At 58.0% G+C, this 18,899-nt stretch carries 20 protein-coding genes and 3 tRNA genes; 7 read left to right on the top strand and 16 right to left on the bottom strand.

Annotated features, from left to right (window positions below):
* Positions 1-15 precede the first annotated feature (15 nt).
* The gene (gene sufE / locus ACK3CV_RS11590; protein WP_489009854.1) at positions 16-432 is read left to right on the top strand and encodes a cysteine desulfuration protein SufE; all 417 of its coding nucleotides are present in this window, start codon (positions 16-18) and stop codon (positions 430-432) included.
* Positions 433-729: 297 nt separating this feature from the next.
* Entirely contained in the window at positions 730-1,743 is a 1,014-nt protein-coding gene (locus ACK3CV_RS11595; protein ID WP_033653930.1) for a L,D-transpeptidase family protein, read from the top strand.
* Between the two features lie 140 nt (positions 1,744-1,883).
* Here ACK3CV_RS11595 and ACK3CV_RS11600 read toward each other — a convergent pair whose 3' ends face one another.
* The 7 genes from ACK3CV_RS11600 to ACK3CV_RS11630 form a co-directional block, all read right to left on the bottom strand.
* Complete coding sequence (locus ACK3CV_RS11600) at positions 1,884-2,120, bottom strand: major outer membrane lipoprotein (protein ID WP_004931354.1); 237 nt, start codon at positions 2,118-2,120, stop codon at positions 1,884-1,886.
* 308 nt (positions 2,121-2,428) lie between these two features.
* Entirely contained in the window at positions 2,429-3,841 is a 1,413-nt protein-coding gene (pykF, locus tag ACK3CV_RS11605; RefSeq protein ID WP_033638367.1) for a pyruvate kinase PykF, read from the bottom strand.
* 401 nt (positions 3,842-4,242) lie between these two features.
* Entirely contained in the window at positions 4,243-4,539 is a 297-nt protein-coding gene (locus ACK3CV_RS11610) for a cupin domain-containing protein (RefSeq protein ID WP_164141399.1), read from the bottom strand.
* Positions 4,540-4,650: 111 nt separating this feature from the next.
* Positions 4,651-4,727 (bottom strand) — tRNA-Val (locus tag ACK3CV_RS11615).
* Between the two features lie 20 nt (positions 4,728-4,747).
* Positions 4,748-4,824: transfer RNA gene (locus tag ACK3CV_RS11620), tRNA-Val, on the bottom strand.
* 20 nt (positions 4,825-4,844) lie between these two features.
* Positions 4,845-4,921: transfer RNA gene (locus ACK3CV_RS11625), tRNA-Val, on the bottom strand.
* 181 nt (positions 4,922-5,102) lie between these two features.
* Entirely contained in the window at positions 5,103-6,479 is a 1,377-nt protein-coding gene (locus ACK3CV_RS11630) for an MATE family efflux transporter (RefSeq protein WP_033638369.1), read from the bottom strand.
* 238 nt (positions 6,480-6,717) lie between these two features.
* Here ACK3CV_RS11630 and ACK3CV_RS11635 point away from each other — a divergent pair, with 238 nt between their 5' ends.
* Together ACK3CV_RS11635 and ACK3CV_RS11640 are read left to right on the top strand one after the other, a co-directional pair.
* Positions 6,718-7,374 carry a riboflavin synthase subunit alpha gene (locus ACK3CV_RS11635; RefSeq protein ID WP_164141401.1) on the top strand — a complete coding sequence of 219 codons (657 nt, stop codon included), beginning with the start codon at positions 6,718-6,720 and terminating at the stop codon, positions 7,372-7,374.
* A gap of 54 nt (positions 7,375-7,428) precedes the next feature.
* Positions 7,429-7,722 carry an I78 family peptidase inhibitor gene (locus ACK3CV_RS11640; RefSeq protein WP_016927929.1) on the top strand — a complete coding sequence of 98 codons (294 nt, stop codon included), beginning with the start codon at positions 7,429-7,431 and terminating at the stop codon, positions 7,720-7,722.
* A gap of 73 nt (positions 7,723-7,795) precedes the next feature.
* Here ACK3CV_RS11640 and cfa read toward each other — a convergent pair whose 3' ends face one another.
* Both cfa and punC read right to left on the bottom strand, forming a co-directional pair.
* Entirely contained in the window at positions 7,796-8,947 is a 1,152-nt protein-coding gene (cfa, locus tag ACK3CV_RS11645; protein WP_033638372.1) for a cyclopropane fatty acyl phospholipid synthase, read from the bottom strand.
* A gap of 345 nt (positions 8,948-9,292) precedes the next feature.
* Positions 9,293-10,504, bottom strand: coding sequence for a purine nucleoside transporter PunC (gene punC, locus ACK3CV_RS11650; RefSeq protein WP_033638373.1), 1,212 nt, complete (start codon positions 10,502-10,504; stop codon positions 9,293-9,295).
* Positions 10,505-10,627: 123 nt separating this feature from the next.
* Between punC and punR the strand changes: the two genes are divergently transcribed.
* Positions 10,628-11,572: a DNA-binding transcriptional activator PunR gene (punR, locus tag ACK3CV_RS11655; RefSeq protein WP_033648176.1), complete on the top strand. Its 945-nt coding sequence runs from the start codon at positions 10,628-10,630 to the stop codon at positions 11,570-11,572.
* On the opposite strand, the gene purR is transcribed toward punR, so the two are convergent.
* On the bottom strand, positions 11,569-12,594 hold the full coding sequence (gene purR / locus ACK3CV_RS11660; protein WP_033638375.1) for an HTH-type transcriptional repressor PurR: 1,026 nt from the start codon (positions 12,592-12,594) through the stop codon (positions 11,569-11,571). The genes punR and purR overlap by 4 nt on opposite strands.
* A 324-nt stretch (positions 12,595-12,918) precedes the next feature.
* On the opposite strand from purR, the gene cydH reads away from it, so the two are divergent.
* Entirely contained in the window at positions 12,919-13,008 is a 90-nt protein-coding gene (gene cydH / locus ACK3CV_RS11665) for a cytochrome bd-I oxidase subunit CydH (RefSeq protein WP_019455989.1), read from the top strand.
* A 61-nt stretch (positions 13,009-13,069) separates the two neighbouring features.
* Here cydH and sodB read toward each other — a convergent pair whose 3' ends face one another.
* A complete protein-coding gene (gene sodB / locus ACK3CV_RS11670) occupies positions 13,070-13,648 on the bottom strand; it encodes a superoxide dismutase [Fe] (RefSeq protein ID WP_004931333.1) in 579 nt (192 codons plus the stop codon).
* A gap of 206 nt (positions 13,649-13,854) precedes the next feature.
* A complete protein-coding gene (locus ACK3CV_RS11675; RefSeq protein WP_033638376.1) occupies positions 13,855-14,673 on the bottom strand; it encodes a C40 family peptidase in 819 nt (272 codons plus the stop codon).
* Between the two features lie 416 nt (positions 14,674-15,089).
* On the opposite strand from ACK3CV_RS11675, the gene ACK3CV_RS11680 reads away from it, so the two are divergent.
* Positions 15,090-15,437, top strand: coding sequence for a Grx4 family monothiol glutaredoxin (locus ACK3CV_RS11680; RefSeq protein ID WP_004931329.1), 348 nt, complete (start codon positions 15,090-15,092; stop codon positions 15,435-15,437).
* A gap of 68 nt (positions 15,438-15,505) precedes the next feature.
* Here the strand turns inward: ACK3CV_RS11680 and rnt are convergent, their stop codons facing one another.
* From rnt to ACK3CV_RS11700, 4 genes are all read right to left on the bottom strand, one after another.
* Positions 15,506-16,189, bottom strand: a complete 684-nt coding sequence (gene rnt / locus ACK3CV_RS11685) for a ribonuclease T (RefSeq protein WP_016927925.1) — start codon at positions 16,187-16,189, stop codon at positions 15,506-15,508.
* A 78-nt stretch (positions 16,190-16,267) separates the two neighbouring features.
* A complete protein-coding gene (gene gloA / locus ACK3CV_RS11690) occupies positions 16,268-16,675 on the bottom strand; it encodes a lactoylglutathione lyase (RefSeq protein ID WP_004931325.1) in 408 nt (135 codons plus the stop codon).
* Positions 16,676-17,012: 337 nt separating this feature from the next.
* Complete coding sequence (locus ACK3CV_RS11695; protein ID WP_033654776.1) at positions 17,013-18,116, bottom strand: alkene reductase; 1,104 nt, start codon at positions 18,114-18,116, stop codon at positions 17,013-17,015.
* Positions 18,117-18,205: 89 nt separating this feature from the next.
* Positions 18,206-18,826 (bottom strand): TetR/AcrR family transcriptional regulator, encoded by a 621-nt coding sequence (locus tag ACK3CV_RS11700; RefSeq protein ID WP_033648177.1) that lies wholly within the window; start codon positions 18,824-18,826, stop codon positions 18,206-18,208.
* Positions 18,827-18,899 lie beyond the last annotated feature (73 nt).

Raw genomic sequence — 18,899 nt, forward strand, 5'->3', positions numbered from 1 at the left:
TACAAAAGGATCCCCATGGCGAATTTGCCGGACAAAGATAAATTGGTGCGTAATTTCTCCCGCTGTTTGAACTGGGAGGAGAAATACCTGTACGTGATTGAACTCGGCGCCAAATTGCCGCCGCTGGACGAGGCCGAGCGGCAGGCCGGCAACCTGATCTCCGGCTGTCAGAGCCAGGTATGGATCGTGATGCGCCGTGATGAGCAGGGGCTGGTCGAGTTTCACGGCGACAGCGACGCGGCGATCGTCAAAGGGCTGCTGGCGGTGGTGTTTATTCTTTATCGTCAATTGACGCCACAGCAGATCGTCGATCTCGATGTGCGGCCGTTTTTCAGCGAGTTGGCGCTCAGCCAACATCTGACGCCTTCGCGTTCACAGGGGTTGGAGGCGATGATCCGCGCCATTCGCAGCAAAGCGGCGCAGCTGGCCTGACCCATAACGCCCGTATCCTCAAGGCTCATTGATACCTTCGCTTTGTCAATGAGTCTTTACAATCCGCAGTTTTCCCCTGGGCAATGCTCCCAATTCAGTGATATTTCAGCAGCTTACCTATTGACGTTTCGTTGACAATCAGCGGCGGCGATTACGTTATAACGTGTTGATTTTTAGAGGACTTATTGCCTTTGATACCAGCGTTGCTAGTATTAATCAGGTATTGTCTGATTTACCCACCGCCAGGCGCTCGTTAGCCTTGGGGGCGAACCGTCATAAAAAAATATAGGGATGATAATGAAACGTGCGTTGAGTTTAATGGGCATGGTCTTCGCCACCGTATTGGCCGGCACTCAGGCCGCCAGTGCGACCGAGTACCCGCTGCCGCCGCCGGACAGCCGTCTGATCGGTGAAAACACCACTTATACCGTGCCAAACGACGGCCGTCCGCTGGAGGCGATCGCCGCCGACTACAAGATCGGCCTGCTGGGCATGCTGGAAGCCAACCCCGGCACTGACCCGTTCCTGCCCAAGCCGGGTACGGTGCTGACCATTCCGACCCAAATGCTGCTGCCTGACACCAAGCGTGAAGGGATCATCGTCAACCTGGCCGAGCTGCGTCTTTACTACTACCCGAAAGGCGAGAACAAAGTGATCGTCTATCCGATCGGTATCGGCCAGACCGGGATGCACACGCCGCTGGAGGTGACCTCCGTCAGCCAGAAGATCCCTAACCCGACCTGGACGCCAACCGCCAATATCCGCAAACGCTATCAGTCCCAGGGCGTGACGCTGCCAGCGGTGGTGCCGGCCGGCCCTGAGAACCCGATGGGGTTGTTCGCCCTGCGTCTGGCGATGGGGCGCGGTGAATACCTGATCCACGGCACCAACGCCAACTTCGGTATCGGCATGCGAGTCAGCTCCGGCTGCATTCGTCTGCGTCCGACGGATATCGAAGCGCTGTTCAATCAGGTGCCGCGCGGTACGCGGGTGCAGGTGATCAACGATCCGGTGAAGATTTCGGTTGAGCCGGACGGCAAACGCTATGTGGAAGTGCATCAGCCGCTGTCGCGGGTAGAAAGCGACGATCCGCAGACCATGCCGATTGCGTTGTCTAAAGCGGAGAAAGCCTTCGCTGCGGATGCTCAGACCGATCGCGCCGTGTTCGATAGCGCGGTTGTACGCCGTTCTGGCATGCCGGTGCTGGTCAACGTAGGGGAGAGCCCGTCGGCGGTGAGTTTGACGCCTGCAGCGACGCCTGAGGCGAATAAGAGCCCATTCAAGGCAGCGCCAATCAGTTCCGTGAACTAAGTTTGCAGGATTGTGTGGTCGAAGAGGGGTTCAGCGTGCTGAGCCTCTTTTTTTGCCTGCGGTGCAGGAAAAACCAGTCCAAGGGACAGGCAAAAAAAAACGGCGCACAATGTGCGCCGTTTTCAATAACCAAAGCTATCTTACTTTTTGTAAGCGTGAGCTTGGTTGTCCAGACGCTGGTTAGCGCGTGCTGCGTCGTCTTTAGCAGCTTGAACGTCAGAACGCATTGCGTTCACGTCGTTGCTCAGCTGATCAACTTTAGCGTTCAGAGTCTGAACGTCAGAAGACAGTTGATCGATTTTAGCGTTGCTAGAGCAGCCAGCCAGCAGAGTGGAACCCAGGATTACCGCGCCCAGTACCAGTTTAGTACGATTCATTATAACACCCTCTAGATTGAGTTAATCTCCATGTAGCGTTACAAGTATTACACAAACTTTTTTCGAAAGAGAATAATTTTTTAGTGTTGAGGTGCTTTATTTTGATCGTTCGCTCAAACTTGCATCTGGTTTTACAAATTAGTTAAAAAAACGAGGGAAAACAGCCGGCTTCCATGGGACTACTCCGATTCTTTATTAGCTAAATAATGAGCGGATCGCGGTTGCGTTTTGAGAAAAATAGTTTACTGCCGATAAAAAAAACGCCGCAAAGCGGCGTTTTGATCAAGGCAATTATGTCACGTTTTATATTACAGCACGTGTACCGAGGCAGTGTTGGTGGTGCCGCTCGGCACCAGCGCGCCGGAAACCATCACCACGACGTCGCCTTTCTGTGCCAGGCCGCTGGCCAGGGCGGCTTCTTTACCGATGCGGTAGAAGTCGTCGGTAGAGGCGATTTCCTTGACCATCTGCGGGATGACGCCCTTGCTCAGCACCAGCTGGTGCGCGGTGGTTTCATTGGTGGTCAGCGCCAGGATCACCGCGTTCGGGAAGTATTTACGCACGGATTTCGCTGACTTGCCGCCGCTGGTGGCGACCACGATCAGCGGCGCGTCCAGTTTCTCGGCGGTTTCAACCGCACCCCGGCACACCGCTTCGGTGATGCGCAGCTTGCGGCGATCGTTCAGGGCGTCGATGCGGCTTGGCATCACGCGATCGGTACGCTCGCAGATGGTCGCCATGATGTTGACCGCTTCCAGCGGGTATTTGCCCTTGGCGCTCTCGCCGGACAGCATGACGGCATCGGTGCCGTCCAGGATGGCGTTGGCAACGTCGCCGGCTTCCGCGCGGGTAGGGCGCGGGTTCTTGATCATGGAATCGAGCATCTGAGTGGCGGTGATCACCACTTTACGCGCGCGGTTGCATTTCTCGATCATCATCTTCTGGGCGAAGATCACTTCTTCGACCGGGATCTCCACGCCCAAGTCGCCACGGGCAACCATGATGCCGTCGGACGCTTCGAGGATTTCGTCGAAGTTGTTCAGGCCTTCCTGGTTTTCGATCTTGGAGATGATCTGGATTTGCTCGCCGCCGTGGGCTTTCAGGTGTTCGCGGATCTCCAGCACGTCTGAGCGTTTGCGGATGAAGGACGCCGCCACGAAGTCGACGCCTTGCTCGCAGCCGAAGATCAGGTCGCGTTTGTCTTTTTCGGCCAGCGCAGGCAGCTGGATGGATACGCCCGGCAGGTTGACGCCCTTGTTCTCGCCCAGGTCGCCGTTGTTCAGCACTTTACAAACGACTTCGTTCTCGGTCACGTTGGTGACTTCCATGCCGATCAGGCCGTCGTCAACCAGCACGGTATTGCCGATCTTCAGGTCGGCAGCGAAGCCGGCGTAGGTGACCGCCACGCGTTCGCTGTTGCCGATCACGCTCTGGTCGGTGGTGAAAGTGAAGGTTTGGCCGGCGACCAGCGAGGCGTCTTTGCCGCCTTCCAGTTTCATGGTGCGAATTTCCGGGCCTTTGGTATCCAGCAGGATGCCGGCGTTGATGCCGGTTTTCGCCATCACGGCGCGCATGTTCTTGATGCGGTTGCCGTGCTCTTCATAGTCGCCGTGAGAGAAGTTGAGACGCATCACGTTCATGCCCGCATTGAGCAGGTTGGTCAGCATTTCTTCCGATTCGGTTTTTGGACCGATGGTACAAACAATTTTGGTCTTTTTCATGGCGGAGTTTTCTACAAGTTGTGATGGATAAAAAAACGAATTTGACCGGCGCGGTTTACGCCGGTAGGGAATTTGGGCCGTGCCTGGTGGTGAAAAACATAGTTAAGGATAGGTGACGACAGTTGAAGTGGGGCGGAAAAATTCAGCCCGCGCGGGGGCGCGGGGATGCTGCGCAACGGGGTAAGATCACATCGTGTTGTTATTGCGTTTTCGCAGATCAAGGGCTGAAACCATTCAACTGATAGACGTTGCGCATTATAAAGGCTAAGCGGCGGGAAACAAAATAAAAAACCGCGGCGGTGCGGCGGATATAGCAAAACGGGGCCAAATGTGGCGCAAATGCAACGCGTTGTGGGCCGCTTGTTGCGCAAATAACCTTTCTGTAAATATGGCTTACCGCGTTAGGGGATTTCCAGCAGCACGCCGGCGCTCAGGCAGAAGCAGCCGCTGGCGACGTTGGCCGGCAATATCAGGCTCTCGCCGGCCCGTACCACTCGCGTATCGCCGCCGAGAGTGAACTCGAATTCACCGGATATCACTCGGGTTTGCAGCGCGTGCGGGGGCTTTTGCAACTGGCCGAAGGCGCCGGCTTCGAAACGCACTTCCGCCGCCGGCGAACCGTCGCTCATCACGCCTTCACGGCGGGCAAGGCCATTGTCGAGCGGTAAAAAAGCGGTTTTGGCGGTAAAAGTGGTCATGTGGCGTTCCTGATGACGGTAGCACGGCGCGATCGACATAACGAGCAGGCGGTCGGGCAGAGACGAAATAACGGGAAGTATAACGCGACAGGGGGAGGTGAATCAGCAATATGGTGCGTCCGAGTGGACTCGAACCACCGACCCCCACCATGTCAAGGTGGTGCTCTAACCAACTGAGCTACGGACGCACTGCGCTGCTTCTGAAATTTGGTGCGTCCGAGTGGACTCGAACCACCGACCCCCACCATGTCAAGGTGGTGCTCTAACCAACTGAGCTACGGACGCACTGTACTGCTTCAGGAATTTGGTGCGTCCGAGTGGACTCGAACCACCGACCCCCACCATGTCAAGGTGGTGCTCTAACCAACTGAGCTACGGACGCATCTTTTCCTGTCTGTCATGGCTGACAGCGGGGACGAATATTAACGAGCTACCCGCGTGCTGGCAAGGGGAAAAGCGCAATTTTATTTGGTATTTCACGCGATTGCTGAGGTTGTGCGCAGTCCGGCGTTTTTTTCCGCAAACCGCAGCCCGGCCGGGGATGAAACCGGCCGGGAGCGGATTCAGCGCGTGGATCGCTGCAGGATGACGGTGGTCGGCTGTTTCTGCAGCCAGCGCATGCGCAGCGCCATCATGATGGCGGCGAAGGTCAGGCCGATGATAAAGCCGATCCAGAAACCGCTCGGCCCCATCGCCGGCACCACCGCGTCGGTTAACGCCAGCAGATAGCCGCTCGGCAGGCCCAACACCCAATAAGCAATGAAGGTGATGAAGAAGATCGCGCGGGTATCTTTATAACCACGCAGCACGCCGCTGCCGATCACCTGGACAGAATCCGAGATCTGGTACAGCGCCGCCAGCAGCATCAGCTGCGAGGCCATCGCCACCACCGCCGGGCTGTCGTTGTACAGCAGGGCGATCGGTTCGCGGAAGGCGGCGGTAAACAGCGCGGTGCAGACGGCCATGGTGATGCCGACGCCGATGGCGGAGTAAGCGGCGACGCGCGCACCTTCGACCGAGCCTTCCCCCAGACGATAACCGACGCGGATGGTGGCGCCGACGCCCAGCGACAGCGGCAGTACGAACATCAGCGCGCTGAAGTTAAGCGCGATCTGGTGGCCGGCGACCGCGACGATCCCCAGTGGCGACACCAGCAGCGCCACCACGGCGAACAGCGTGACTTCGAAGAACAGCGCCAGCGCTACCGGCATGCCGATGCCGATCAGGCGCTTCAGCGCCGCCCAGTCCGGGCCGCCGAGATCGCCGGTTTGGCGTTTGATGTCGCGCTGCGACGGCGCGCGCTTCACGTAGCCGCGCATCATCAGGAACATGATCCAGTAGACGCTGCCGGTGGCGACGCCGCAGCCGACGCCGCCCAGCTCCGGCATGCCGAATTTGCCGTAGATGAAGATGTAGTTGATCGGGATATTCACCAGCAGGCCGAGGAAGCCGATCACCATGCCGGGCTTGGTTTTGGACAGCCCCTCGCACTGGTTGCGCATCACCTGGAAGAACAGGTAACCCGGCGCCCCCCACATGATGGCGTGCAGATAACCGACGGCTTTATCCGCCAGTTGCGGATCGATGTTGTGCATCATGTCGATGACGAACTTGCAGTTATACAGCACGACGATCAGCAGCACGGACACGCCGGAAGCCAGCCAAAAGCCCTGGCGCACCTGGTGAGCGATGCGATCGCGACGCCCGGCGCCGTTGAGCTGGGCGATAACCGGGGTCAGCGCCAGCAGCAGGCCGTGGCCGAACAGGATGGCCGGCAGCCAGATTGAAGTGCCGACCGCAACCGCCGCCATGTCGGTGGCGCTGTAAGCGCCGGCCATGATGGTATCCACCACGCCCATGGCGGTTTGCGATATTTGCGCGATGATGACCGGGATAGCGAGAGCCAATAAACTACGCGCTTCAATTAAGTACTTCTGCACGCATACACCTTTTCTATTTATATATGTGGGAGGGAGGGCTGCCGCGAGAGGACAACAATTAAAATAGCGGAATTTTGTCAAAAAGATTGTACCTGCTCGGCGTCGTTAAGCAAACGCCGCAGATAAATAGTTATTAAATGCGCAGCCATTCGTTTTTTGCCGTCGCGGATTTGGTTTTCAGCGCCAACTGGGGCAAACTGCCGATAGCGTTTTAACCTATTTAGTAAAAGAGGCACATATGTTCACCGGTATCGTACAAGGCACCGCGCCGCTGGTCGCCATTGATGAGAAACCCAATTTCCGCACCCACGTGATCGAAATGCCTGCCGAGCTGCTGCCGGGGCTGGAGCTGGGCGCGTCGGTGGCCCATAACGGCTGCTGCCTGACCGTCACCGCGGTGGAAGGCAACCGCGTCAGCTTCGATTTGATTAAGGAAACGCTGCGCCTGACCAACCTCGGCGATCTGGCGCTGGGCGACATCGTCAATATCGAGCGCGCGGCGAAGTTCAATGACGAAATTGGCGGCCATTTGATGTCCGGCCATATTATCTGCACGGCGGAAGTGGCCAAGATTTATACCTCGGAAAATAACCGGCAGGTATGGCTGCGCATGCCGAATGCCGAATTGATGAAATATGTGCTGCACAAAGGCTTCATCGGCATCGACGGCATTAGCCTGACCATCGGCGAAGTGGTGAATAACCGTTTCTGCGTGCACCTGATCCCGGAAACGCTGGATCGCACCACGCTGGGTAAGAAACGCTTGGGTGACAAGGTGAACATCGAGATCGATCCGCAAACGCAGGCGGTGGTGGACACCGTCGAGCGCGTGCTGGCCAATCGGGAAGCGGCGCTGGCGGCGGCGATGGCGCCGGCGCCGGCGCACAAAGACTGACAGCGATTCGGGCGTTGCCGCCGGAATCGAATCATAAGCAGAGAGGAGAAACGCGTGAAGTTTTATGGGAAAACGTTGTTGTTAACCGCGTTGCTGGCGCTGAGCGCCTGCAGCAGTTCGCCTGAGCAGGGCGCGGGCGCGCAAATGGCCGATGCGGACGATACCTGCGGCGCTTCGCAGTATCAAAACTTCGTCGGCAAACCGATGACCTCGCTGGAAGGCGTGCGGATCGACGCCAAGGTGCGCGCCATTCCGTACAACTCTGCCGTCACCATGGATTTCAACCTGCGCCGCCTGAACTTCCTTGGCGACAGCGACGATAAAATCATCCGCGTCTACTGCGGCTAAGCCGTACGCGTCGAACGAGCAAAAAAAGGCCCCGGCGATATTGCTGCCGGGGCCTTTTTTGTCGGGCAAACGCTTAGCGGGCGACGCGGATGCCGCCTTCAACGCCTTTGGGGCTGAACACCACCTGCCACAGCTGCAGATCGCGCGCCCGGAACGCGCCGGCGCAGGCGTTCAGGTAATAGCTGAACATCCGCTCGAAGCGTTCGGAATAGCGCGGTGCAAGCTGCGGCCACGCCTGTTTGAAGCGCTCGAACCAGGCCATCAGCGTGCGGTCGTAGTCGGCGCCGATGTTGTGCCAGTCTTCCATCACGAAATGGCCCTCGCTGGCTTCGGCGATATGGCTCACTGAAGGCAGGCAGCCGTTCGGGAAAATGTACTTGTTGATCCACGGATCGACGTTCATGTCGGTTTTGTTGGAGCCGATGGTGTGCAGCAGGAACAGGCCGTGCGGCGCCAGATTGCGTTCTACCACATTGAAATAGGTGCGGTAGTTTTTCGGCCCGACGTGCTCGAACATGCCGACCGAGACGATGCGATCGAACTGCTGATGCAGATCGCGGTAATCCTGCAGCAGGATCTGCACATCCAGCCCGGCGCAGCGCGCCTGAGCCAGCTTCTGCTGTTCTGCGGAGATGGTCACGCCGACCACCGATACGCCGTAATTTTTCGCCGCATAGGCGGAGAGGCCGCCCCAGCCGCAGCCGATGTCCAGCAAGCGCATGCCCGGTTGCAGCTGCAGTTTCTCGCAGATCATCCGCAGCTTGGCTTCCTGTGCCTCCTCCAGCGTGGTGGCGTCTTTCCAGTAGCCGCAGGAATATTGCATGTAAGGATCGAGCATCAGGGTAAACAGATCGTTGCCGAGATCGTAATGTTCTTTGCCGACGATCCAGGCGCGCTTTTTCGATTGCAGATTGGTCAGGCGCGCGGCGGCGATACGCAGGGTATCTTTCAGGTGGTGGGGGAGTTTCTTCTCCAGCCCGGCGCTGACCACGCGCTGGAAGAACATATCCAGCCGCTCGCATTCCCACCAGCCGTCCATATAGCTTTCGCCCAGGCCCAGCGAACCTTGCTGCAAGACGCGTTTAAAGAAATCGGGGTTTTTAACCTGAATATCGAAGGGGCGCGAACCGTTGATTTCAATGCCGGCCAGGCCGAGCATTTCGTGCGCGATACGGTACCACTGATTGTCCTGGATGCTCAGATCTTCTATACACGATGAACTCATAGCTTCTCCATCACCTTCTTCTGACTGATGACCCGTTAGGAAACAGCTTAGACAATTTCTGCGGGTGCATACGTTTACCGGCGGAAAATAGGCCCGCGGCGTCTGATATCCGACTATGAACAGAGGAAATTTAAAGAAGCGACCCAGCGCGAACGGCGCGGGATAAACGCATCCTTAAAAAAAAGAGTGTGACGCAAAGCGCGTACACAAGCGCTAATTGAGATATAGAGATTATAAGGTGTTACTTTACAAGGTTGTTTTTGAGTATAGGCGTGCCGAGGCGTTGACTCAACTGTAAATCGCACTCGGCACGCATATTCTTTAAGTGATTATTAAACTTGGCAATTATGACGCTGAGTTAGCATGTTCCCGCTGCGGCTTTTGCTGCGCATCGGCCGCTTTTCCCCGCTGCAGGAAATACCCCAGCGCGGCCAGGATTACCGTAGACACCATCACCGTCACCGTCGCCAACAGCGGCTGGGCAATAAACGCCGACACCAGCATGCTCGCCACAAAGCACAGCCCCAGCTGCAGCGTATTTTGCAGCGCGGCGGCCTTGCCGCTGCTTTCCGGGAACGGCATCAGCGCATTCGCCACCATGATCGGGTAGCCGGCGCCGTTGACCAGCGCCATCACGCAGAATGGGATCAGCAGCGTGGTGAGCGTCGGATCGGTCAGGGTGGCCACCAGATACAGCGCCACCATGCTGACACCATAAGCTACCAGCAGCCACGGCAGCAGGGTTTTGCCGTTGATGCGCTTGAGCGCGGCGCGGCAGCCGTAGCCACCCAGCAGGAAGGCCAGCGTTTGCGGCACGTAGCTCAGGCCGATATCGCTCGGGCTGTAGCCCATGTCACCGAGGATGAACGGCGAGCCGGTCAGCCAGGCGAAGAAGCCGGCCGAGCAGGCGGCGTACATGGCGACGTTGCCGCTGAACACCGGGGATCTCAACAGTTGCCAAAAGCTGACGCCGTTTTTTGGCGCATCGGCGCTGGGTTGCGTTTTGGCGCGCTCTTTGAGCAGCAGCGTCGGCAGCAGCAGCAGCGCGGTGATGGCCAACAGTGCGGCGAAGATCGCGCGCCAGCTGGCGTGGTTCAGCAACCAGGCGCCGAGCAGCGGCGCCAGCGCCGGCGACAGCGCTACCAGCGGCATAATGGTGGCGAACACGCGGTTGGCCTGGCCTTCGCGGTAACGGTCAACCACCAGCGCTTGCCAGATGGCGGCGGCGGCGCAGACGCCGACGGCCTGAATAAAGCGCAGGATCCAGAGCTGCACGGCGTTTTCCACCCACAGCATGCCCAGGCAGCCGAGGGCGAACAGCGTCAGCCCGATCAATAATACCGGTTTGCGGCCCAGACGGTCGGAGAGCGGCCCCCATAGCAGCTGCGCAAAGGCGAAGCCGGCCAGGAAGATGCTCAGGCTGGCGCTCACCGCGCCGGCGGAAATTTGCAGTTCTTCCCGCATGGCGCCGAAGGCGGGCAGGTACATATCGGTCGCCAGATAACCCAGCATGCTCAGGCCGGCGAGGTAGAACATAAAGCCAAAGGAATTTCGCATGGTATTTCTCGTTAATATTTTAATGTCGCAGGTTTTTAGCGCCGGCCAGTGTATCCGGCTGGATCTCTGCTTGTGAAACGGTAATATTTGCAAAGTGCTGTTAAAAAAATTGAAGGCAAGGCGATGTGGTCTGAATATTCTCTTGAAGTGGTCGATGCGGTGGCGCGCACCGGCAGTTTCAGCGCGGCGGCGCAGGAGCTGCACCGGGTGCCGTCGGCGGTCAGTTATACCGTACGGCAGCTGGAGCAATGGCTGGCGGTGCCGCTGTTTGAGCGGCGTCATCGCGATGTGGAGTTGACGCCCGCCGGCGCGCTGTTTATCAAAGATGCGCGAGTTGTTATCAAAAAAATGCTCGACACCCGCCGCCACTGTCAGCAGGTGGCCAACGGGTGGCGCGGCCAGCTGAATATTGCGGTCGACATCATCGTCAAACCGCAGCGCAGCCGCCAGCTGGTGCTGGATTTCTACCGTCATTTCCCCGACGTCGAATTGATGCTGCAACCCGAGGTGTTCAACGGCGTGTGGGATGCCTTGGTGGACGGCAGGGCGGACATGGCGATCGGCGCCACGCGCGCGGTGCCGGTCGGCGGCGGCTTCGCCTTCCGCGACATGGGTTATATGAACTGGCTGTGTGTGGCCAGCCCGCAACATCCTCTCGCGCAGTTGACGGGGCCGCTGAATGACGATCAGCTGCGGCCGTACCCTTCGCTTTGCCTGGAGGACACCTCGCGCAATCTGCCCAAGCGCGTCACCTGGACGCTGGATAACCAGCGGCGGCTGGTGGTGCCGGATTGGACTTCGGCGCTCGACTGTTTGTGCGCCGGGCTGTGCGTCGGCATGATGCCGGCGCATCGGGCGCTGCCGCGGGTGCAGCGCGGTGAGCTGACGGCGTTGCAGCTGCAGCAGCCGTTTCCCGCCAGCCCTTGCTGCCTGACCTGGCAGCAGGATAAACCGTCACCGGCGATGAGCTGGCTGCTGGCGTATCTGGGCGATGGGGAGACGCTGAATCAGGAGTGGCTGAGCGAGGTGGAACCGGAAGCCGCGCAGGCTTCCGGCGCGGGGGATTAGCGGCGGTAGTCGATGAATGGGCCGTCGGCGACCGAGCGGCGTTCGATCAGCTTCGGATGCACTTCGATCACCTGCGACTCTTCGCGTTTGCTGATAATGCGATCCAGCAGCATGGTGAAGGCCATTTCGCCCAGACGCTCTTTCGGCTGGTGAATGGTGGTCAGCGCCGGGGTGAAGTAGCGGGCGTTGCGCACGTTGTCGTAGCCGATCACGGAAATATCCTGTGGCACCCGCAGCCCCAGCTCGTCGGCCGCGCAGATGGCGCCCATCGCCATGATATCGCCGCCGCAGAATACCGCGGTCGGCCGCTGTTTTTGCGACAGGATTTGGTGCATCGCCTTGTAGCCGGACTCCGGTTCGAAGTCACCCTGGACGATCCACTCTTCGCGAATGTCGATATGCGCTTCCTGCAGCGCCTTCATAAAGCCCTGATGACGGCCGCCGCCAGTGTTGCGCGACAGCTGGCCCGGAATGGCGCCGATATCGCGGTGGCCGCGCTCGATCAGGTAACGGCCGGCCAGATAGCCGCCTTCGAACGCGTTATCGATGATGGTGTCGGTGAAGTCGCCGCGCGCGGCGCCCCAGTCCATCACCACCATCGGGATGTTGCGGTAATCTTCCAGCATGCCCAGCAGCTGATCCGGGTACTCGGAGCACATGACCAACAGGCCGTCGACGCGCTTTTGCGCCAGCATCGCCAGGTAGGCGCGCTGCTTGTCCAGATTGTTGTGCGAGTTGCACAGGATCAGGGTGTAGCCTTTGCTGTAGCAGCTGTTTTCCACCGCCTCGATCACTTCGGCAAAGTAGGGCGCTTCGCTCGAGGTGGCCAGCAGGCCGATCGACTTGGTGTGATTGACTTTCAGGCTGCGCGCCACGGCGCTCGGCGAGTAGTGCAGCTCTTTGATGGCGGCCCACACGGCCGCTTTGGTCTCTTCGGCGACGAAACGAGTCTTATTGATGACGTGCGAAACGGTGGTGGTGGAAACGCCCGCGCGTTTGGCCACATCTTTAATCGTTGCCATGTAAGGAATGACTCCTGAACTCACATGTTTACAGCATGTAAGTGTGATGTTAATCGTTTGCCTACGTAGATCCTTCTCCAGAGAAGCGAAAACTGAGTTTTTAGTGTGTTGAAGTCTTCAGCGCTTAATCAGGAGGGGCATGGATGCCGGTACGCAGTTGTGAACTGCGAATTTTGTCGCATATTGAACAAAAGTGGAAGAGGTAATCGAGATTATAAACCGGGAAATGATAACAAGATTTTATCGGCGAACTGTGGGAAAATGATTTGACGTACTAATTGTACGCCTTTTATCCTTAGGAAAGCCCATTTTAAAGGAGTTGTCATGGATACCGAATTGAAGATGTCGCTGTTCACCACCGTCTGCGCGTTGGCGGTCATTATCGCTTTCAGCTTCGTTGCCGCGTTGAACTGATTTACCCCCGGTTATAAAAAAGGCGCAGCCTGGCTGCGCCTCATCACCTCAGAACCTGCGCTTACGCCAGGTTTTCCGCTGCGAAGGTCCAGTTGACCAACGCCCAGAAGTTTTCCAGGTATTTTGGACGCGCATTGCGGTAATCGATGTAATACGCGTGTTCCCACACGTCAACGGTCAGCAGCGGTTTGTCTTCACCGGTCAGCGGGGTGGCCGCGTTGGAGGTGTTGACGATCGCCAGCGCGCCGTCCGGTTTTTTCACCAGCCAGGTCCAACCGGCACCGAAGTTTTTCACTGCGGCATCGGTAAACTGCTCTTTGAACGCAGCGAAAGAGCCGAAGGATTTGACGATCGCCGCCGCCAGTTCGCCCTGCGGTTCACCGCCGCCCTGTGGGGACAGGCAGTGCCAGTAGAAGGTGTGGTTCCACACCTGCGCGGCGTTGTTGAAGACGCCGCCGTTTGAGGTCTTGATGATCTCTTCGAGCGATTTGCCCTCGAACTCGCTGCCTTTCACCAGGTTGTTCAGGTTAACCACGTAGGTGTTGTGGTGTTTGCCGTAGTGGTATTCCAGGGTCTCGGCGGAGATGTGCGGCTCGAGCGCGTTTTTCTCATACGGTAATGCAGGTAATTCAAACGACATTGCTTCCTCCTTTACAGCGCCACTCTTTTTCCTTTTTCCGCCGGAGCGGGAGCCGAATGGGCCGTTTTTTATTGTGGTCTTTCAATCTTAACAATTTTCATCATAAAAAACAGGAAGAAAAGCGAGAAATGCGCGTGAGGCGGTGTGAGGGGCGATAGCTTGAGCAGGCGGTTGCGACCGGTGCCGCAACCGCGCAGAGCAGGGAATTAACGAATGGTTTTCGGCGTTACTACGCGGCGCGCGCCGATGTAGTGGTTTTGCCAATAGTCGTTGTCGAGCTGGCTGATGCGGATCTCTTCGCCGGTGCGCGGCGACTGGATGAATTTGCCGTTGCCGAGATAAACGCCGACATGATCCGCCACGCCGCGGTTGTTGATGCGGAAGAACACCAGATCGCCACTTTCCAGTTCGCTTTTCTTGATCGGCGCCGCGTCGCGCAGGTGGTACATCTCGTTGGCGGTGCGCGGCATCTTGATTTTTACCACGTCTTTATAGGCGTAATAGATAAGGCCGCTGCAGTCGAAACCGGTGCGCGGCGAGCTGCCGCCCCAGCGGTAAGGTTTGCCCATCTGGCCCATCAGCTTGGCCATCGCGGTCTGCTTGGCATGCTGATAGCGTTTTTTGTGCGCCGGGCTGAGTTTCAACGGTTTTTCATCACGCGCCAGCTTGGCGGTGGCCATACCGGCTTCGCGGTGGCGGCCGTAGCCTTTTTTGTAGCCCTTTTTCGGCGGGGTGACTTTAATCTTGGCGGTTTTCTGCGCTTTGGCCTTGGGTTTGGCGCTGGCGATCTTTTTCGCGCTTTTCTCGCTTTTCGCCTTGGCGGTCTTGGTTTTTTTCGCGGGGGCCGTCACTTTGGCTTTTTTAGCGGTTTTGTCCGCTTTCTTTTTTCTGCGGTCATCGGGCCGCGCTTCATTAGCATGGCTTTTACGCTGCTCGGCGGCAACACGCGCCTGTGGCGCAGCGTGCGCCAAATTGAAGAAGAGCTGCGTAAACAGCAGCGCAAAGAGCGTAAGAATTAAACGCATGTCGACGTCACCAACCTTGGCCCCGAAACGGATATCGAAAGAGTTACAGTATTCCCGAATTTCGCCATATAAAACAGCGAAGAACTCATAAATAATAATCCATATTGTGAGAAAACGTTAATGACATTTTTTTTGGTTCAAAATCAGCCCGTTGGTGTATGAAAAAGCGCCGGCAGGGGGCTATGGATATAATTAATCCGCGCCGTCAGCGCCGCGCAATATATTAGTGAAATGGTCGGATTAAAAATGTTATTCTCAACGTATGTTTTGACCGGAATGACGTGGCCGGTGAAACGCGATCGGCGGCGGGTGAATATCCTTGCAAAAGATGGCGTTTTCTTGCGACTGTTCCAGCCGCTACAATAGCCCGCGTGATGCATGTTGTAGCCATGAAATGTGGCTTGAGGAAGCAATAAATGACGACGACACTTGAAAAAATTCAGCACCAGATCGCTGAAAACCCGATTCTGCTGTACATGAAAGGTTCGCCAAAGCTGCCGAGCTGCGGCTTCTCCGCACAGGCTGTGCAAGCGCTGTCCGCCTGCGGCGAGCGTTTCGCTTACGTGGACATTCTGCAGAACCCGGACATCCGCGCCGAGCTGCCAAAATACGCCAACTGGCCGACGTTCCCGCAGCTGTGGGTAGACGGTGAGCTGGTCGGCGGTTGCGATATCATTATCGAAATGTATCAGCGCGGCGAACTGCAGCAGCTGATCAAAGAAACGGCAGAAAAGTATAAAGCGCAGGAAGACCAGCAGTCTTAATCGACGGGCTTGCGGTTATCGCGTAACGGGCGGCGCCAGTGCAAACTGGGCCGCCTTTTTCGTTGGGCTTATTCGGCGAGATCGCCGGCGGGCAGCGGCCAACCGCCGAGACGTTTCCAGCGGTTAACCAGCTCGCAAAACAGCAGGGCGGTTTGCTCGGTGTCGTACAGCGCAGAGTGCGCCTGGCTGCTGTCGAACGGCATACCGGCCGCGATACAGGCCTTCGCCAACACCGTTTGGCCCAGCACCAGGCCGCTCAGCGCGGCGGTGTCGAAGGTAGCGAACGGATGGAACGGGTTGCGCTTCAGGCCGGCGCGTTCGGCCGCGGCCATCAGGAAGCTGTGATCGAAGTTGGCGTTGTGCGCCACGATAATGGCCCGGTTGCAACCGCGATCCTTGAGCCCTTTGCGCACCGCTTTGAAAATGGCGTGCAGCGCGTCATATTCGCTGACCGCGCCGCGCAGCGGGTTGTGCGGATCGATGCCGTTAAACGCCAGCGCTTCCGGCTGCAGGTTGGCGCCCTCGAAAGGCTCCACGTGGAAGTGCAGGGTCTCGTCCCGCTGCAGCCAGCCATCTTCATCCATTTTCAGCGTGACGGCGGCGATCTCCAGCAACGCATCGGTATTGGCGTTAAAGCCGGCGGTTTCAACATCTATTACTACGGGATAAAACCCACGAAAACGACCACTCAGGGCGTTAAGATCACTTTTTTCGGCCATCAGTTTCTTATCTTCATCGAATGCAGCGCGCATTATGGCAAATTTTGCGCCCGGTTGCAGGCGCTATCGCGCGGAGAATCAGCAGGGCGCAGCGCGCCCTGAAGGGGAGGCTTAGTGGCCGAGGCCCTGACCGGCGTGTTTGTTTTCGATCAGCTCGATTTTGTAGCCGTCCGGATCCTCGACGAAGGCGATGACCGTGGTGCCGCCTTTCACCGGGCCGGCTTCGCGGGTGACCTTGCCGCCTGCGCGGCGGATGCTGTCGCAGGTGGCGGCAACGTCGTCCACGCCCAGCGCCAGGTGGCCGAAGGCGGTGCCCATGTCGTAGCTGTCGGTGCCCCAGTTATAGGTCAGTTCGATAACTGCGCCTTCGCTCTCTTCCGTATAGCCGACGAAAGCCAGCGAGTATTTGTACTCGGGGTTTTCGCTGGTGCGCAGCAGGCGCATGCCTAATACCTTGGTGTAGAAGTCGATGGCGCGTTGCAGGTCACCGACGCGGATCATGGTATGGAGTAAGCGCATAATTCCTCTGAATTGGCTGTGCCGTGGCAGACGGCGGGTGGATTGAAGCACAAGCGAGTATAGCCTTGTCCCGCAAGGGAATTCAACGTGACGAGTGAGTGACGATGTCACGTATTAGTTTTCCGTCAACGGTGTCTAAATATTGATCGAGCGTACCGATCGATACAGAGTAATTGATCTGCACAATCAATTATCTATTCCAGCGGCAATCGTGTAAAAATTGAACGGCAATAGAGAACAACACCAGGGAACACCGGCCCGCCTCGTGCGGGCCTTTTTGCGCGCGGCGCACAAAAAAACGGCCATGCGATTGCGTGGCCGTTGGGGTCAGGAAGGGTTACTTCGCCAGAAACGGATAGTCGGTATAGCCTTCGGCGCCGCCGCCGTAGAAGGTTTCCGGCTTAGGTTCGTTCAGCGGAGCGTGCTGACGGAAACGCTCTACCAGATCCGGGTTGGCGATGTAGCTGCGGCCGAAGGCCACCGCGTCGATGAAGCCTTTTTCGATCAACGCTTCGGCTTTCTCGGCGGTGTAGGCGCCGGCGCCGACGATCACCCCGTTAAAGTGGGCGCGCACCGAGTCGCGGAAGGCGTCGGAATACGGTTTGCCGCCGGCCCAGTCCGGTTCGGAGATGTGCAGGTAAGCGATGTTGCGCTTATTCAGCTCTTCCACCAGATACAGCGCCGCTTCTTCCTGATCTTCACCGTTGTCCAGCCCGTTGAACGGCCCCAGCGGCGAGATGCGGATGCCGATGTGTTCGGAACCCCATTCGGCGATGGTGGCGTCGACCACTTCCAGCGTCAGGCGAGTGCGATTCTCGATGCTGCCGCCGTATTGATCGGTACGTTGGTTGGAAGCCGGTGACATGAATTGATGCAGCAAATAGCCGTGCGCCGCATGCAGTTCGATGAAGTCGAAGCCGGCTTCCCGCGCGTTGGCGGTCGCCTGGCGGAAATCGTTGACGATGCCCGGGATCTCGCTGGTTTCGAGCGCACGCGGCGTGGAGGTCGGTACGCGCACCCAGGCGCCGGTTTCATCACGCACGGTGGTGCGAGTTTCGGCGTTGATTGCGGAAGGGGCGACCGGTGCTTGCCCGCCCGGCTGCAGGCTGGCGTGGGAGATGCGGCCTACGTGCCACAGCTGTACGGCGATATGGCCGTTTTTATCATGCACTGCCTGCGTGATGTTTTTCCATGCGGCGATCTGCTCCGGCGTATGCAACCCCGGCGCGCCGGCGTAGCCTTTCGCCTGGAAGGAAACCTGGGTCGCTTCGGTCACGATCAGGCCGGCGCTGGCGCGCTGTGCATAATATTCCGCCATCAGCGGCGTAGGAATGTCGCCCGGCTCGATGCTGCGCAAACGCGTCAGCGGAGCCATAAACACGCGGTTGGGCAGGGTGATGGCGCCAACCTTCAGCGGAGAGAGCAATTTTTCAGTCTTCATAGTGCATCCTGTATTTAATAGACCGGTCGTCTAGTAATGGGCGATAAAAAACCACGAACTGCATTTTCAATAAAAAGAAATTGTTACCGTTACGCTTGCGGCGGGCGCAGCAGCAACTCGATGCTTTCCAGCGCGCTCGTTAACGGCGCCAGCGAGTGGCGGATCTTGGCGCGCAGCGAGGCACCGAGCCACAGTGAATACAGCGTTTCTGCGGTCGCCGCGGGGCTCATGGCCACCGACAGCGAGCCCTCGGCGATACCGCGCTCGATGGCCTCCTGCAGGTGGCCGATCACGCGAGCGGTGCCCGTTTCCAGCGCATGACGCATCGGTTCCGACAGATCGCTCACCTCGGCGGAAAGCTTCACCGCCAGGCAGGCGTTGTGGCATTCGCTGCGGCAGTGGTAGCTGATGGCCTGAGCGTAATAGCCGAGCAGCTGGTGGCGGGCATCGCCGCGCCTGTCGGCAAACAGCGCCTGCATTTGTGCGTCATAATGGGCGAAATAGCGTTGCAGCATCGCTTCGCCGAAGGCTTCCTTCGAGCGAAAATAGTGGTAGAACGAGCCTTTCGGCACGCCCGCAGTGGCCAGCAGTTCGCTCAGCCCCATGCCGGTAAAGCCCAGGCGCAGGCTGAGGGTTTCGCCGGTGGCGAGCAGATGTTCACGTGTATCCACGTTGCAATGCGTTGATTTGGTCATCATGGTGCCGAGCATAATAGACCGATTGGTCTAGGTCAATGGGAATAAAAAAACCGGCGCACAAAACGCCGGTTGTCTGCAAACTATT

Source organism: Serratia sp. TSO36, from assembly GCF_057808395.1.